General features: G+C 40.8%; 15 protein-coding genes. All 15 read left to right on the forward strand.

Going from position 1 to position 16,340, the window contains the following annotated elements:
• Positions 1-40 precede the first annotated feature (40 nt).
• The 15 genes from lepA to A4245_RS08910 all read left to right on the forward strand — a co-directional run bounded on the left by lepA (position 41) and on the right by A4245_RS08910 (position 15,880).
• A complete protein-coding gene (lepA, locus tag A4245_RS08840) occupies positions 41-1,849 on the forward strand; it encodes a translation elongation factor 4 (protein WP_067727364.1) in 1,809 nt (602 codons plus the stop codon).
• A gap of 95 nt (positions 1,850-1,944) precedes the next feature.
• On the forward strand, positions 1,945-3,108 hold the full coding sequence (gene hemW / locus A4245_RS08845) for a radical SAM family heme chaperone HemW (RefSeq protein ID WP_067727398.1): 1,164 nt from the start codon (positions 1,945-1,947) through the stop codon (positions 3,106-3,108).
• 97 nt (positions 3,109-3,205) lie between these two features.
• Positions 3,206-4,237 (forward strand): heat-inducible transcriptional repressor HrcA, encoded by a 1,032-nt coding sequence (gene hrcA / locus A4245_RS08850; RefSeq protein ID WP_067727365.1) that lies wholly within the window; start codon positions 3,206-3,208, stop codon positions 4,235-4,237.
• A 77-nt stretch (positions 4,238-4,314) separates the two neighbouring features.
• Positions 4,315-4,917: a nucleotide exchange factor GrpE gene (gene grpE, locus A4245_RS08855; protein ID WP_067727366.1), complete on the forward strand. Its 603-nt coding sequence runs from the start codon at positions 4,315-4,317 to the stop codon at positions 4,915-4,917.
• A 30-nt stretch (positions 4,918-4,947) separates the two neighbouring features.
• On the forward strand, positions 4,948-6,780 hold the full coding sequence (gene dnaK, locus A4245_RS08860; protein WP_067727367.1) for a molecular chaperone DnaK: 1,833 nt from the start codon (positions 4,948-4,950) through the stop codon (positions 6,778-6,780).
• Between the two features lie 236 nt (positions 6,781-7,016).
• A complete protein-coding gene (dnaJ, locus tag A4245_RS08865) occupies positions 7,017-8,144 on the forward strand; it encodes a molecular chaperone DnaJ (protein WP_067727368.1) in 1,128 nt (375 codons plus the stop codon).
• Between the two features lie 59 nt (positions 8,145-8,203).
• Complete coding sequence (gene prmA / locus A4245_RS08870; RefSeq protein WP_067727369.1) at positions 8,204-9,157, forward strand: 50S ribosomal protein L11 methyltransferase; 954 nt, start codon at positions 8,204-8,206, stop codon at positions 9,155-9,157.
• An 11-nt stretch (positions 9,158-9,168) separates the two neighbouring features.
• On the forward strand, positions 9,169-9,948 hold the full coding sequence (locus A4245_RS08875; protein WP_407668379.1) for a 16S rRNA (uracil(1498)-N(3))-methyltransferase: 780 nt from the start codon (positions 9,169-9,171) through the stop codon (positions 9,946-9,948).
• The gene (gene mtaB, locus A4245_RS08880; RefSeq protein WP_067727371.1) at positions 9,936-11,285 is read left to right on the forward strand and encodes a tRNA (N(6)-L-threonylcarbamoyladenosine(37)-C(2))-methylthiotransferase MtaB; all 1,350 of its coding nucleotides are present in this window, start codon (positions 9,936-9,938) and stop codon (positions 11,283-11,285) included. The genes A4245_RS08875 and mtaB overlap by 13 nt, the downstream gene beginning before the upstream one ends.
• Before the next feature lie 30 nt (positions 11,286-11,315).
• Positions 11,316-11,987, forward strand: a complete 672-nt coding sequence (gene deoC, locus A4245_RS08885) for a deoxyribose-phosphate aldolase (RefSeq protein WP_067727372.1) — start codon at positions 11,316-11,318, stop codon at positions 11,985-11,987.
• Between the two features lie 147 nt (positions 11,988-12,134).
• Entirely contained in the window at positions 12,135-12,311 is a 177-nt protein-coding gene (gene rpsU, locus A4245_RS08890) for a 30S ribosomal protein S21 (protein ID WP_010650937.1), read from the forward strand.
• A gap of 15 nt (positions 12,312-12,326) precedes the next feature.
• Positions 12,327-12,773 carry a GatB/YqeY domain-containing protein gene (locus tag A4245_RS08895; RefSeq protein ID WP_067727373.1) on the forward strand — a complete coding sequence of 149 codons (447 nt, stop codon included), beginning with the start codon at positions 12,327-12,329 and terminating at the stop codon, positions 12,771-12,773.
• Between the two features lie 210 nt (positions 12,774-12,983).
• A complete protein-coding gene (locus tag A4245_RS08900; protein WP_234402381.1) occupies positions 12,984-14,330 on the forward strand; it encodes an NfeD family protein in 1,347 nt (448 codons plus the stop codon).
• A 19-nt stretch (positions 14,331-14,349) separates the two neighbouring features.
• The gene (floA, locus tag A4245_RS08905) at positions 14,350-15,342 is read left to right on the forward strand and encodes a flotillin-like protein FloA (protein ID WP_067727374.1); all 993 of its coding nucleotides are present in this window, start codon (positions 14,350-14,352) and stop codon (positions 15,340-15,342) included.
• A gap of 31 nt (positions 15,343-15,373) precedes the next feature.
• Complete coding sequence (locus A4245_RS08910; RefSeq protein WP_067727375.1) at positions 15,374-15,880, forward strand: hypothetical protein; 507 nt, start codon at positions 15,374-15,376, stop codon at positions 15,878-15,880.
• The last annotated feature ends 460 nt before the right edge of the window (positions 15,881-16,340 follow it).

A 16,340-nucleotide genomic window follows, 5' to 3' on the forward strand; every position in this document is an offset into this window, starting at 1 on the left:
CTGATTAAGGGATGAAAGACTGTGGGAGTGAGCATCAGGAATGGTGAAAAAGCAACGGAAAGTACGTAATTTTTCGATAATAGCACATATTGATCATGGAAAATCAACGTTGGCTGATCGAATTTTGGAAAATACAGAAACAGTAACAAAAAGAGAAATGAAAGAACAGCTTCTTGATGGGATGGATCTGGAGCGTGAACGCGGTATTACGATTAAATTAAATGCTGTTCAACTTGCGTATACAAGTAAAAGTGGAGAAGAGTTTATCTTCCACTTAATCGATACTCCAGGACATGTCGATTTTACATATGAAGTATCAAGAAGCCTAGCTGCCTGTGAAGGAGCTATTTTAGTAGTCGATGCTGCCCAGGGAATTGAAGCACAAACCCTGGCGAATGTTTATTTGGCTATGGAAAATGAATTGGAAATAATCCCTGTCATCAATAAAATCGACTTGCCAAGTGCAGATCCTGAGAAAGTGAAAAAAGAACTGGAAGACGTTCTGGGGATTGATGGCGAAGATGCCATCCTGGCGTCAGCCAAAGCGAACATAGGGATTGAAGAAATTCTCGAAAGAATAACCGAAGTTGTGCCTGAACCGGCGGGCGATCCGGAAGCTCCATTAAAAGGACTGATATTTGATTCTCTATACGATTCCTATCGTGGGGTAATTGCATATGTGTGTATTAAGGAAGGTTCGGTCAAAGTCGGTGACAATATTAAAATGATGGCAACCGGGAAGGAATTTGAAGTGAATGATGTCGGTGTATTCACTCCGAAAGCAGTATCCAAGGATGGATTGACTGTTGGTGATGTAGGTTACATTACTGCTTCCATTAAGAATGTAGGCGATACACGTGTCGGTGATACAATTACACATGCTTCCAGACAGGCGGAAGAAGCACTGCCGGGATATCGCAAATTAAATCCAATGGTTTTCTGCGGGTTGTATCCTGTTGATTCCAATGATTATAATGATTTACGTGAGGCTTTGGAAAGACTTGAATTGAATGATTCCTCCCTGCAATATGAGCCGGAGACTTCCCAAGCATTGGGATTTGGTTTCCGTTGTGGTTTTCTCGGATTGCTTCATATGGAAATCATCCAGGAAAGAATTGAGAGAGAGTTTAATATCGACTTAATTACAACTGCTCCAAGTGTTATTTTCGAGGTCGAACAAACCAATGGGGAAGTAGTCGATATTGACAATCCATCCAAAATGCCAGATCCGCAAGTTGTCCAGGAGATTCGTGAACCGTATGTGGAGGCTACCATCATGGTTCCCAACGAATATGTCGGGGCAGTAATGGAAATTTCCCAGAAGAAACGCGGGCACTTTATGGATATGCAGTATCTAGACGATATTCGCGTAAATGTCATTTATCATATCCCATTATCCGAGATTGTTTATGATTTCTTTGATCAGTTGAAATCACAAACGAAAGGGTATGCTTCTTTCGATTATGAGCTTATCGGCTACCAGCCATCAAAACTGGTGAAAATGGACATTCTGCTTAATGCTGACACAATTGATGCATTATCATTCATTGTCCATCAGGATTTTGCATATGAACGTGGCAAACAGATTGTAGAAAAACTGAAGGAACTTATTCCAAGACAGCAATTTGAGGTTCCCGTACAAGCGGCAATCGGAAATAAGATTGTTGCCAGATCTACAATTAAAGCTGTGCGTAAAGATGTTACAGCAAAACTGTACGGCGGTGACATTACCCGTAAGCGGAAATTGCTGGAAAAGCAAAAAGAAGGTAAAAAGCGAATGAAAATGGTTGGTTCTGTTGAAGTGCCACAAGAAGCATTTATGGCTGTTTTGGAAATGAATAACGACTAAAACGACAGAGGAAAAAAGGAAGAACTAGAATGCATCTACATTGCTGGATAGTTTTTCCTTTTTGTATTTTACACAGGAGCTGAATACTATTGAATATGATCAAATCAGTATATATCCACATACCTTTCTGCAGGCAGATTTGCCATTACTGCGATTTCGTCAAGTTTTTCTATAATGAGCAATTGGCGACAGAATACCTGGAGGCTCTTCAAACTGAGATAAATGTTTCGCTTCCGGGTAAAAATCATAAGATGAAGACGATTTATATCGGTGGAGGCACACCAACAGCATTAAATATGGAACAGCTGGAAACGTTACTCATATTCCTGAATAAGAAATTTGACATCCCCGCATGTGAAGAAGTTTCCATTGAAGTTAACCCAGGTGACATTGATGAAGAGAAAACGCGTTTGCTGAAATATTACGGAATCAGCAGGATATCATTTGGTGTACAGGTAATGGATGACATCATGCTGGAGCAGCTCGGGAGGATTCATCGGGTAAACGATGTATATGATACGGTAGGGCTTTTGAAAAAGCACGATTTCAATAATGTAAGTCTCGATTTGATCTATGCATTGCCGAATCAGACAGTGGAACAATTCGGTGACTCATTGCAGGAGGCCTTAGCATTTGAACTCCCGCATTATTCCACTTATGCTTTGCAAATTGAGCCGAAAACAGTTTTTTATCAAAAGCATAAAAAGGGACAGCTGCACCGTCCAGCCGAAGATGACGAAGTTACCATGTACGAAATTTTGAAGGATACGATGAAATCAAAAGGAATTCATCAGTACGAAATAAGTAATTTTGCCAAGCCTGGATATGAGAGTAAACATAATTTAACCTACTGGAGCAACGATTTTTATTATGGGTTTGGTGCAGGAGCCCACGGTTATTTGCCAGGAAAGCGAATTACCAACATTCGTCCGCTGCCGGCTTACGTAAGCCAGGCGTCAAAGAATGGAAAACCGGTCTTACAGGTTGATCCTATCTCGCTAAAGGAGAAAGTGGAAGAGGAAATGTTCCTTGGTCTCCGTAAGATAAATGGGATCAATAAAGCACATTTTCAGAGCAGGTTTGGATTCAGAGCGGAAGAGTTATACAAAAAAGAGGTGGAAGAACTGATAAATAATGGGCTTCTTAAGGAGACTGGGATGGCAATACAGCTTACAGACAAGGGAATGTTATTAGGTAACCGGGTGTTTGAAAAGTTTCTTCTGGATGATCAAAATGAGATGCTGCTTGAAAGTAACTGAGATTGGAGACATTCTGATTGACAAAAAAAACTGTGTTTGATAATTTAATTATAGTATTAGCACTCAGGAGTTAAGAGTGCTAACAGGGGTGATCATCATGTTAACAGAAAGGCAACTTATCATTTTACAAGTCATAATTGATGATTTCATTGATTCTGCAAGGCCGGTAGGATCACGAGCACTTTCCAAAAAAGCGAACCTTCCATACAGTGCCGCTACAATAAGAAATGAAATGGCGGATTTAGAGGAATTGGGGTTCCTGGAAAAAACCCATACTTCATCCGGAAGGGTACCGTCGGAAAAAGGGTACCGTTATTACGTCGATCATTTGATTGGCCCAAGCACAAACCCAAATGAGATAAGGATTCTCGAAGATATTATACAGGATGGTTTTTTTGAATTTGAACAAATCGTGCAAATGTCAGCAGAAGTCTTGTCAGAACTCACAAATTATACGTCGATCATTCTCGGTCCTGAAATGTTCGAAACGACTTTGAAGCAGATTCAAATTCTGCCTCTTTCCGATCATTCAGCTGTAGCCATACTCGTTACGAATACAGGTCACGTTGAGCATCGTTCGTTTACGATTCCGGAGAAGATTAATTCTTCCGACTTGGAAAAAATGGTCAATATCATGAATGAACGGCTCAAGGGCGTACCGATTATCAAACTGCAGGAAGTGCTGCATACTGAAATAGCCCTTCTCATGAGAATGTATATCGACGATTTTGAAAAATCATTTGATTACTTGAAGGCATTCATTGTGACCGACAATCCAGTAAAGCTTTATATTGGGGGGAAATCCAATATATTAATGCAGCCTGAATTCAACGATGTGGATAAAATCCGTTCCTTTTTTACAATGATGGAAAAAGAAAATGAATTAGCCAACATATTGAAAAACAGTAAAAATGGTATTGAAGTAACAATTGGCAATGAAAATGAAGTGGATGCAATAAAAGATTTAAGTCTGATTACCGCTTCTTATCATATGGCCGGTGACCACATGGGAACAATCGCGTTGCTTGGTCCTACGAGAATGGAATATAAAAAAGTTATTTCATTAATGAAAGGTTTGTCCAATGAAATGACAGATGCGATGTATATGTGGTACAGAAATGATGACTGAAATGCAAAATATGCATTTCGACAAGTATGATCATGCATTGTAGTTTCTTTAGGGTACTTTTCATGATATAGTCTTACATGGAATTTTTAAATTGGAGGTGGCAGATAGTGGAAGATCAAAAAAAGAACGCATCTGTTGAAGACGATCTGAATACGGAGGAAGAAATAGAAGTAATTGACTCTGCTGAAAGTGATGATGCGGCTGATGATGTGCAAGCAGATCCGACAGCAGCAGAAAAGGAAATCCAGGCATTAAAAGAAGAAAAAGATGAGATTTATAACAGGTTGCTCAGACTTCAGGCTGAATTTGACAATTTCAAAAAACGGTCGCAGAAAGAGAAAGAGGCTGCCCGCAAATATAAATCCGAGGACTTAATCACTGAACTCCTTCCTGCTATCGATAATTTCGATAGAGCATTACAGGTGGAAGTGACTGAGGCGAACGCGAGTCTGTTTGATGGCATTACCATGGTGTACCGTCAATTGCAGGATGCCTTGAAATCCCAAGGCGTAGAACTGATCGAAACTGAAGGGAAAACATTTGACCCGACAGTTCATCATGCTGTCATGCAGGTTGAAGATGATGGTATCGCACCGAACACGGTTGTGGAAGAACTGCAAAAAGGGTATATGCTAAAAGACAGAGTAGTTCGACCAGCCATGGTTAAAGTTAATAAATAATTGGAACAGAAGTTAAGGAGGAAATAAGTTATGAGCAAAATTATTGGTATTGATTTAGGAACGACAAATTCATGTGTTTCTGTAATGGAGGGTGGAGAAGCGGTAGTTATCCCAAACCCGGAAGGTAACCGTACAACACCGTCTGTTGTTGCTTTTAAAAATGGCGAAAGACAAGTAGGGGAAGTTGCAAAGCGTCAGGCGATTACTAACCCTAACACAATCCAATCCATAAAACGTCATATGGGCACCGATTATAAAGTGAAAATTGAAGATAAAGAATATACACCACAGGAAATTTCTGCTATCATTCTTCAATATATCAAATCATATGCAGAAGATTATATCGGCGAAAAAGTTGATAAAGCTGTTATTACTGTTCCTGCATACTTCAACGATGCAGAACGTCAGGCAACAAAAGATGCAGGTAAAATCGCTGGACTCGAAGTGGAACGTATCATTAACGAACCAACAGCTGCAGCTTTGGCATATGGCATTGATAAAGAGGACCAGGATCAAACCATCCTAGTTTATGACCTTGGTGGCGGTACGTTTGACGTTTCCATCCTCGATATTGGCGATGGTACATTTGAAGTAATTGCAACAGCTGGAGACAACCGACTTGGTGGAGATGACTTTGATGAAGTGATCATCAATCATATGGTTCAAGAATTCAAAAAAGAAAACGGCATCGATTTATCCAAAGACAAAATGGCGATGCAACGCCTGAAGGATGCTGCCGAAAAAGCGAAGAAAGACCTTTCAGGCGTATCCCAAACACAAGTTTCACTTCCATTTATCACTGCTGGCGAAGCAGGTCCATTGCATTTGGAAATGAGTGTATCACGCGCGAAATTTGATGAATTATCATCCGACCTTGTTGAACGTACAATGATTCCTACACGCAAGGCTTTATCTGATGCCGGATTGTCAAAAAGCGACATCCATAAGGTAATCCTGGTTGGTGGTTCCACACGTATTCCTGCAGTGCAGGAAGCAATTAAGAAAGAACTTGGACAAGAACCTTCCAAAGGAGTTAACCCTGATGAAGTTGTTGCATTAGGTGCGGCAATCCAGGGTGGAGTGTTGCAGGGCGATGTGAAAGATGTTGTATTACTCGATGTTACACCACTTTCTTTAGGTATCGAAACGATGGGATCTGTATTTACTAAACTGATCGAACGTAATACAACCATTCCAACAAGTCATTCACAAGTTTTCTCTACTGCGGCAGATAATCAGACAGCAGTTGATATTCACGTATTGCAAGGGGAACGAGAAATGGCTGCAGATAATAAAACGTTAGGACGTTTTCAATTGACAGATATTCCACCAGCACCAAGAGGGGTTCCACAAATTGAAGTGACCTTCGATATTGATGCTAACGGTATTGTCAATGTACGTGCTAAAGATCTCGGTACAAACAAAGAGCAGTCCATTACAATCCAGTCTTCTTCAGGTCTATCAGAGGAAGAAGTAGAAAAAATGGTACAAGAAGCTGAAGAGAATGCAGAAGCGGATAAAAAGCGCCGCGAAGAAATTGAATTGCGCAATGAAGCAGACCAATTAATTTTCACTACGGATAAAACAATTAAAGATCTTGGCGATAAAGTATCTGAAGATGAGAAACAAAAAGCGGAAGCTGCAAAAGAAGAATTGAAATCTGCCATGGAATCAGATGATACCGAGCAGATCAAAGAGAAAAAAGAAGCACTGCAGGAACAAGTGCAGCAGCTATCAGTAAAAATGTACGAGCAAATGCAGCAAGACGCTCAGGCAGAACAAGGCCAGGAAGAAAACGGCAGCAGTGATGATGTGGTAGATGCAGATTACTCTGAAGTTGATGATGATAAAGAAAATAAATAACTGAAAAAGCATACAGGATGTAATACTTAAGTCAAAGTCAGGATTCTCTTGGCTTTGACTTTTTTAGCAAGTAAGGAAGCATAAACTTTCTTACTTGCATAATTGTAACTAAGACTGTCACCGAAAGATTTGGGTAAACCTTAGTTTTCTGAAAGTGATCATCATCATTTGCCATTGGTGAATAATTGATGATATGATAAAACCTATGCTATATTGGGTCGGGAGAGTGATGAAAGTTGAGCAAACGAGATTATTATGATGTCCTTGGTGTGGAAAAAGGTGCATCGAAAGAAGAAATCAAAAAATCATACAGGAAATTAGCCAGGAAATATCATCCTGATGTAAATAAAGAGGCGGGTGCCGCAGATAAGTTTAAAGAAGCAAAAGAAGCTTATGAAGTATTGAGCGATGATCAGAAGCGGGCACAATATGATCAGTTCGGTCACGCTGGAGCACAAGGCCAAGGTTTCGGAGGATTTGGCGGAGGTGCGCAGGACTTCGGAGGATTCGGCGACATTTTTGATATGTTCTTTGGTGGCGGTGGTCGAACGAGAGACCCAAACGCTCCACAACAGGGTGCGGATTTGCAATACACGATGGTTCTTGATTTTGAAGAAGCTATTTTTGGTAAGGAAACGGATATTAACATACCAAAAGAAGAATCCTGTGAAACATGTAATGGATCTGGTGCCAAGCCTGGTACAAAAACGAAAACCTGCTCCCATTGCAGTGGATCTGGTCAGTTAAACCAGGAACAAAATACACCATTTGGCCGTGTGGTTAATCGCAGAGTATGTCATCATTGTAATGGGACAGGAAAAATCATCCCTGAAAAATGTACAACGTGCGGCGGCGATGGAACTGTCAGGAAGAATAAAAAAATTCATATCAGTATTCCTGCTGGTATTGATGAGGGTCAGCAAATTAGAGTATCTGGGAAAGGTGAACCGGGTAAAAATGGCGGACCTGCAGGGGATCTCTTTGTTCTCATTCAAATCAGGGAACATGATTTCTTTGTAAGGGAAGGAGACCATATTTTCTGTGAGCTGCCGTTAACAATTACACAGGCCGCTCTAGGAGATGAAGTTGAAATTCCTACCGTCCATGGGAAGGTAAAACTGAAAATACCAGCCGGTACACAGACAGGCAAAACATTCCGTATAAGAGGAAAAGGTGTCCCGAACGTTCGTGGTCGAGGCCAGGGGGATCAGCATATAAAAGTAAAAGTCATGACACCAACCCAACTAACTGATCGGCAAAAAGAACTCTTGCGTGAATTTAATGAAATTGGGGGAAATGATTCTACAGATGAGCAAGACGGGAATATTTTCCAAAAGTTCAAAAAGGCGTTTAAAGGGGAATAAGGATATTGCCACTGCAATATCCTCTACATAACAGCTACCAATGGAATGGGTGATTAACGGTGCAATGGTCAGAGATTTGTATCCATACGACAAACGAAGCGATAGAACCAATTTCCAATATCCTGCATGAAACAGGGGCCAGCGGTCTTGTTATCGAAGACCCTCTTGATCTTGTAAAGGTCCATGCAGAAGAGTTCGGTGAAATTTATGATTTAGATCCAAATGAATATCCGGAAGAAGGTGTCAGAATAAAAGCATATCTTCCAATCAACAGTTTTTTGGGTGAAACCGTTGAGCAGATTAAACAGGCGATCAATAATTTGCTGATCTATGATATTGATCTTGGCAGAAATGATGTGTCTCTAAGTGAGGTTAATGAAGAAGAATGGGCTACCGCCTGGAAAAAATATTATAAGCCAGTTAAAATTTCACAGCGCATAACGATCACACCGACATGGGAGGACTATTCACCCGTGTCAACAGATCAAATCATTATCGAGCTTGATCCAGGTATGGCTTTTGGCACTGGCACACACCCTACAACCGTACTTAGCATCCAGGCACTTGAAGAATATTTGACCGACAATAATATTGTCATCGATGTCGGGTGCGGTTCCGGGGTTCTTAGTATTGCTGCTGCCAAACTAGGCGCGAAGGAAGTTTTTGCCTATGACCTGGATGAAATAGCAGTAAACAGCACAAAACTAAATGCAAAAGTCAACCAGCTGGATAAGCAAATTACAGTTAAACAAAATAATTTGCTTAATCATGTTTCCATGAAAGCAGATGTAATAGTGTCCAATATTCTAGCTGAAATAATCGTAAGGTTTATTGAAGATGCTTGGAACAATCTCATAGAAGGCGGATACTTTATCACTTCAGGAATCATTCAGAAAAAAAAGCAGCTTGTAAAACAAAAGCTTGAAGAACAGGGATTTTCAATTATAGCTGTTAATGAAATGGAAGACTGGGTCTCGATTGTTGCGAGAAAAAATGAACTAGCGCAATTTTAAACATGAAGTAGGTGCGTGAATTGCAAAGATATTTTATTCCTTCATCCAATTTTAACGGAAATGAAGTAAAAATTACAGGTGACGATGTCCATCACATTTCCCGAGTAATGAGGAAAACAACAGGGGACCAAATCATTTGCAATAATGACCAGGGAAAAGCTGCTTTATGCAGCATATCGGCAATTGATGATAGCACTGTTACTGCAGTGATTGAAGAATGGTTGGATGAGAATGTCGAACAGCCTGTCAATGTGACGATCGCCCAAGGGATTCCTAAAGGTGATAAATTTGAATTGATTTTGCAGAAAGGGACAGAACTTGGGGCCGCTTCTTTTATTCCATACCAGGCTGCCAGGTCTGTTTCATTGTGGGATGATAAAAAACAGGCGAAAAAGCTAAAACGTTTTGAAAAAATTGTTAAAGAAGCAAGTGAGCAAAGCCATCGAAATAAAATACCTGTGATAAAAAAAGCGATGAACCTGAATGGTTTAATATCGGAAAGCAAGCAATATGACAAAGCCATCTTTGCATATGAGGAAGAAGCAAAAATTCCTGCTTACCAATCCCTTGGAAATATTATTGATGAGCTTTCGCCAAATCAGAATCTTTTGGTGTGTATAGGACCTGAAGGCGGGTTTTCAGAGAAAGAAGCCGATGCACTAAAAAAAAGCGGATTTCACCCTGTCCGTCTGGGCCCTAGAATCTTAAGAACAGAAACTGCTGCACTCTATGTGTTAGCAAGCATTTCCTATCATTTTGAAGAATTGAGGTGTGATGGATGCCAACAGTAGCATTTCATACATTGGGCTGTAAGGTAAATCATTATGAAACTGAAGGTATATGGCGTATGTTTATGGATCATGGTTATGAGCGAGTTGAGTTTGACCATGACTCAGATGTTTATGTCATTAATACATGTACCGTCACGAATTCCGGCGACAAAAAAAGCAGACAGGTAATCCGGAGGGCGATCCGGAAAAATCCTGATGCGGTTATTTGTGTTACAGGATGTTATGCACAAACTTCTCCAGGGGAAATTATGGAGATTCCGGGTGTCGATGTTGTAGTAGGTACTCAGGATCGTAAAAACATATTCAAATATATTGAAGAACACAAGCAAACGAAGGAACCAGTTAATGGTGTTTCCAATATCATGAAAAATCGTGTCTTTGAGGAAATGGATGTACCTGTATTTACTGATCGCACACGTGCATCATTAAAAATTCAGGAAGGATGCAATAACTTCTGCACATTCTGTATTATTCCATGGTCTCGAGGTCTGCTTCGTTCCAGAGAGCCTGAAAATGTAATCAAACAAGCTCATAAACTGGTGGAAGCCGGTTATAAAGAACTTGTCCTCACAGGTATCCATACTGCCGGTTACGGAGAAGATCTGAAGGATTATAATTTTGCTATGCTTCTCAGGGAACTGGAGAAGGTAGAAGGGTTGGAGCGCATTCGTATCTCATCAATAGAAGCAAGTCAGATTACAGATGAGGTAATTGAAGTACTGGACAATTCCGAGAAAATTGTAAGACATTTGCATATACCACTGCAATCAGGTTCTGATACAGTATTGGCAAGAATGAGAAGAAAGTATTCCACAGGATTCTATAAGGAAAAAGTGGAGAAAATAAGAAAGGCCTTACCAGATCTCGCGATTACTTCAGATGTTATTGTTGGTTTCCCAGGTGAAACGGAAGAAGAATTTATGGCGACATATAACTTCATAAGAGAAATTGGTTATTCTGAATTGCATGTATTCCCATTCTCACGACGGACAGGTACACCTGCCGCAAGAATGGAAAACCAAGTGGAAGACGAGGTTAAAGAAGAGCGGGTGCATCGTCTCATAGCCTTATCGGATCAATTGGCGAAAGAATATGCTTCACAGTTTGAAAACGAAGTACTTGAGGTTATACCGGAAGAACGGATTGTTGATGAGAAACATCCCGAGATGCTTGTTGGCTATACGGATAATTACATGAAAGTTCAATTTGAAGGAACAGCGGACATGATTGGCAAAATTGTTCGTGTGAAAATTACAAAACCAGGTTATCCATATAACGAAGGTACGTTTGTGAGAGTTATGGATAATGCTACCCATGCAGGTGAAAAGGTTCATTGATAATAGCTCTTTACAGAGAGGGAGATTTAAATGAGTAAAGCATTGGCTAAATATATTGATCATACACAGTTAAAACCTGAAACCACCAAAGAAAAAATCCAACAGATTGTTGATGAAGCAAAAGAATATGAGTTTGCTTCTGTCTGTGTTAACCCCCATTGGGTTTCCTACTGTTTTGACCAATTGAAAAACACTTCCGTAAAGGTATGTACGGTAATAGGTTTTCCATTAGGGGCAACAGCCACTGCAACAAAGGTTTTTGAAACTAAGCAGGCTATTGAAGATGGTGCAACTGAAATTGATATGGTAATTAATGTAGGAGAATTGAAATCCGGCAATGATGATTTTGTTATGTCTGACATTCAAGCTGTAGTCGCTACAGCAAAAGGAGCAGCCCTGACAAAAGTAATCATTGAAACTTCATTGCTTACAAATGAAGAAAAAATTCGTGCTTGCACACTTGCTAAAGAAGCAGGAGCGGATTTTGTCAAAACATCAACCGGTTTTTCCGGTGGAGGCGCCACCGTGGAAGACATTAAACTGATGCGTGAGACAGTTGGGGCTGATATGGGTGTCAAAGCATCCGGTGGTGTCCGTGACCTCGAATCGACAAAGATGATGATTGATGCCGGGGCTACACGTATAGGTGCAAGTGCAGGGATTGACATTGTGAATGGAAACAAAAGTAATTCCGATTACTGATTTTTTGGCAGAGACTTTTATTTAGACTATATAGGTATAAATAATCGTTGACCTGTTAGTAGGAATATATTATACTTTAACAAGGCATGAAAAGGTAATATATGTCTGTATAAATTGGTTTTGTGCTTCGGAGGGAGGGAAATTAGCATGTCAAATACAACTCGCGTTCGTAAAAACGAGTCTCTTGAGGATGCTCTTCGTCGCTTTAAACGCAGTGTGTCAAAAAGTGGTACACTACAGGAATATCGCAAGCGTGAACACTATGAAAAACCTAGTGTAAAACGTAAGAAGAAATCTGAAGCTGCTAGAAAGCGTAAATTCTAAAGAGGGTGCAAGCGTATGACGTTACTTGATCGTCTGAATCAAGATATGAAGCAAGCGATGAAGAACAAAGATAAAGAAGCCCTAAGCGTTATTCGCATGGTGAAAGCTTCCATACAAAATGAATCGATTAAACTTGGTAAAGATACTCTATCTGAGGACGAAGATTTAACTATTCTATCCAGAGAAGTTAAACAAAGAAAAGATTCCCTCCAGGAATTTAAAGCTGCAGGACGAGAAGATCTGGTTGAAAAACTTGAAAATGAACTTTCAATACTTGAAAAGTACTTACCGGAGCAGCTGTCAGAAGACGAATTATCGGCAATTATTCAGTCAACGATTCAGGAAGTGAATGCTACATCTATGAAAGATATGGGTAAAGTGATGGGTGCTGTAATGCCTAAAGTAAAAGGTAAAGCAGATGGCTCTCAAATAAAAAAAGCAGTGCAACAACAATTACAATAAGTGATAATTGGACTCCAGTCATTTTGACAGGGGTCCTTTATTATATTGCTGCTTCGTGCAAAAAAATATTTTGACAAAAAAGCAGTCACGGTTTCTCTATAGAGGATGATTGTGATAGTATCTAATTATGACGATGCTCCTATAAAACATTATGAAACCAATTACATACCTCTTTCGTATACGTATGTAACAGGCTGAGGGAGGTGAATCATTTTGTCGGTAAAACGGGTTACATTATACATAGTAATGATTGCAGCCATTTTTCTATCATTTTTCACTTTAACAGTGAATATTGGGGCTGCCGCCATTGCTCAGCAAGGTGGAGGTAAAACCGTTTATGTCATACCGATAGAAAGGGAAGTGGAACGGGGACTGGAGGCATTTTTATCACGAACAACCTCGGAAGCAATTGAAGCAGGTGCTGACCACATCATATTTGAAATAGATACGCCTGGAGGAAGAGTAGATTCTGCTGGTCAAATAGGCTCTCTGATCCAAAGCCTGGATATACCTACCACCGCTTACATTGTTAATGAAGCACTATCTGCAGGATCCTATATCGCATTATTTTCGGATACCATTTATTTCAATCCCCATGCGACTATGGGTGCGAGCGGGGTCATTAACTCTGATGGGACAGCAGCTGATGAAAAGGCACAATCAGCTTGGCTTGCTCAAATGCGCAGTGCCGCGGAGTCAACCGGAAGAGACCCTTTGTATGCAGCGGCTATGGCAGATAGCAGTATTGACCTGCCTGAATACGGTGCCCCAGAAGGGAAATTCCTGACTCTCGGTCCATCAGATGCGATTGAAGTCGGTTATTCCGATGGTACCGTTAATGATCGTGTTGAGCTTTTATATGAGCTTGAATTATCAGAGGCTGCCATTGTCGAAACAGACCCTTCTGTTGCTGAGGAAGTTGCGAGATTCCTGACCAACCCAATCGTCATTCCGATTCTTCTTTCGGTAGCAAGCCTGGGACTTATCGTCGAACTATATTCACCTGGCTTCGGTGTACCGGGAATTATGGGAATCGTTTCACTACTCTTGTTCTTCTACGGACATATAATTGCTGGTCTTGCCGGAATGGAAGCTATTGTCCTGCTACTGCTTGGAATTATTTTGATTGCAGCTGAGTTCTTTGTTCCCGGAGGTATTCTTGGTTCACTCGGTATTGGGGCAATTATTGGTTCATTATTTATGTCTGGATATGATCTGGGACATATGTCAATGAGTATTGGAATTGCCTTTCTTGTTACATTGGTTGCTGCAGTCATTCTTTTTAGAAGGATTGGTATGGATAAAGGCATTTTCCGGCACATTATTCTTAAAGACAGTACAACGACCGAACAGGGCTATGTATCTGCTGTAAACCGTTTGGAACTTCTTGGTTTGGAGGGTGTGGCTCTCACGCCTTTAAGACCGTCCGGCATTGGATTATTCGATAATGAACGAATAGATGTCGTGTCAGAAGGCGGATTTATCAATAAGGATAAAATAATAAAAGTGGTTAAGGTAGAAGGAGTCCGTGTTGTTGTAAAAGAAACAAACGAATAAAAAAATGGGAGGAATTTAAATGACATTAGGAGAACTTATGCCGCTCATTATCATAGCGGTAATCTTAATTGCACTAGCAATACTATTTACTTTTGTACCGGTAGCATTGTGGATCAGCGCTCTGGCTGCAGGGGTAAGGGTAAGCATCTTTACATTAATTGGTATGAGATTACGTCGAGTTGTACCAAACAGGGTAATTAACCCATTAATTAAAGCACATAAAGCTGGATTAAATGTAAAAACAAACCAATTGGAGAGCCATTACCTAGCTGGCGGTAATGTTGATAGAGTAGTAAATGCTTTGATCGCAGCTCACCGTGCGAACATCGATCTTCCATTCGAAAGAGGCGCTGCCATTGATTTGGCGGGTCGTGATGTATTGGAAGCAGTACAGATGAGTGTTAATCCGAAAGTAATTGAAACACCGTTCATCGCCGGTATTGCAATGGATGGGATTGAAGTCAAAGCATTGGCAAGGATTACAGTTCGTGCCAATATTGACCGACTTGTCGGTGGTGCTGGTGAAGAAACAATTATTGCCCGTGTTGGTGAAGGTGTAGTTAGTACGATCGGTAGTTCTGAGTCGCATTCCAGAGTCCTCGAGAATCCGGACACCATTTCACAAACTGTACTAAGTAAAGGTCTTGATTCAGGTACAGCGTTTGAAATTCTCTCGATTGATATTGCAGATGTCGATATCGGCAAAAACATCGGGGCAATCCTGCAGACTGACCAAGCTGAAGCAGATAAAAACATCGCACAGGCAAAAGCAGAAGAACGTCGTGCAATGGCTGTTGCACAAGAACAGGAAATGGTTGCCCGTGTTCAGGAAATGCGTGCGAAAGTTGTGGAAGCTGAGGCAGATGTACCACTAGCCCTTGCAGAAGCTTTAAGAACAGGGAAAATGGGTGTAATGGATTATATGAATTATCAAAATATCGGTGCTGACACTGAAATGCGTGACACCATTGGTAAATTGACCAAAGACAGCAAGGAAGATGATCAAAAATAATGATTCGTAATTTGCTGAAAGGAGGGATCTGATGGACTGGATTTTTGATAATCTCTTTATTATAATCATTATAGTTTCTGCGCTTTTAGGATTTTTTAGAAACGGTAATGATCAGGAGACCACCCAAAAGGAAAAGAAACGACCAGCTCCCCCAATGACTGGCAGAATCCCGAAAGCTCCTCCGGAAAGAAAAGCACAGCCAAGGGCTGAAAGACAAGTCTACCGTGAGGGGTCACGGAAGCCAACTGTCTCAACTGCATCGATTGAAGAACAGCAGAAGGCACAGATGGAAAGGCTGGCTAACAAATACAATACTGTAACAGATTCCATTGAGGATCTAACGAGTCAATCTTCCCGAGGAAGCAACCTGAAGGAACCAAAAAGAGAATCAACGATACAGAAACAGAAAATGAAAAAACAAGTTGTCGGTAACTTTGAAGCCAAAGGTTTAGTTAACGGAATCATCATGTCCGAATTACTGGGATCACCAAGGGCAAAGAAACCGTATAAAACTGTTATTCAAGATCGAATAAGATAAAATTGAAAGCCATTCATGCAAAAGTACCACTTCTGCATGAATGGCTTTTTCTTTGGACGTTTTCCATAAAATTTCCACTGAGGTTACTGGTCTACTTAAGAAATTGTTGTTGCGCATATATGTAAAATGCGAAGTAACTTAGGCTTATTACATATGCTTCTCCCGCCGTCCGGGATCGCTCTGGCCGGATGCTTTCCACGGGCACGGCCTCAGCCCCGAAGAGAAAACCACTCTGCGGGGTCTTCGGACACGTGCTGTTCCCGCAGGACAAGGAACGCTTCGTCAGCATCTGCATCTTCGTAAGAAAATTGGTTTATATTTTCGAGGAGTCACTGCCCGCCGCTCACCCGAACTGGTAAAGCTGTGTAATCTTATCGCTGTATGAATGTAGTTAATCGGTAACTAGCTCGGGGAAATACACGGAGACTCCAACGGGAGGAAAGGCATAGGTGAGACACTG

The sequence above is a fragment of the Oceanobacillus damuensis genome (genome assembly GCF_001618145.1).
GTDB classification, from domain to species: domain Bacteria; phylum Bacillota; class Bacilli; order Bacillales; family Amphibacillaceae; genus Oceanobacillus; species Oceanobacillus damuensis.

What these genes read in the sequence shown, in the direction of transcription:
- lepA (WP_067727364.1), top strand. Translation starts at nt 41, where the DNA reads ATGGTGAAAAAGCAACGGAAAGTACGTAATTTTTCGATAATAGCACAT.
- hemW (WP_067727398.1), top strand. Translation starts at nt 1,945, where the DNA reads ATGATCAAATCAGTATATATCCACATACCTTTCTGCAGGCAGATTTGC.
- hrcA (WP_067727365.1), top strand. Translation starts at nt 3,206, where the DNA reads ATGTTAACAGAAAGGCAACTTATCATTTTACAAGTCATAATTGATGAT.
- grpE (WP_067727366.1), top strand. Translation starts at nt 4,315, where the DNA reads ATGGAATTTTTAAATTGGAGGTGGCAGATAGTGGAAGATCAAAAAAAG.
- dnaK (WP_067727367.1), top strand. Translation starts at nt 4,948, where the DNA reads ATGAGCAAAATTATTGGTATTGATTTAGGAACGACAAATTCATGTGTT.
- mtaB (WP_067727371.1), top strand. Translation starts at nt 9,936, where the DNA reads ATGCCAACAGTAGCATTTCATACATTGGGCTGTAAGGTAAATCATTAT.
- deoC (WP_067727372.1), top strand. Translation starts at nt 11,316, where the DNA reads ATGAGTAAAGCATTGGCTAAATATATTGATCATACACAGTTAAAACCT.
- rpsU (WP_010650937.1), top strand. Translation starts at nt 12,135, where the DNA reads ATGTCAAATACAACTCGCGTTCGTAAAAACGAGTCTCTTGAGGATGCT.
- A4245_RS08895 (WP_067727373.1), top strand. Translation starts at nt 12,327, where the DNA reads ATGACGTTACTTGATCGTCTGAATCAAGATATGAAGCAAGCGATGAAG.
- floA (WP_067727374.1), top strand. Translation starts at nt 14,350, where the DNA reads ATGACATTAGGAGAACTTATGCCGCTCATTATCATAGCGGTAATCTTA.
- A4245_RS08910 (WP_067727375.1), top strand. Translation starts at nt 15,374, where the DNA reads ATGGACTGGATTTTTGATAATCTCTTTATTATAATCATTATAGTTTCT.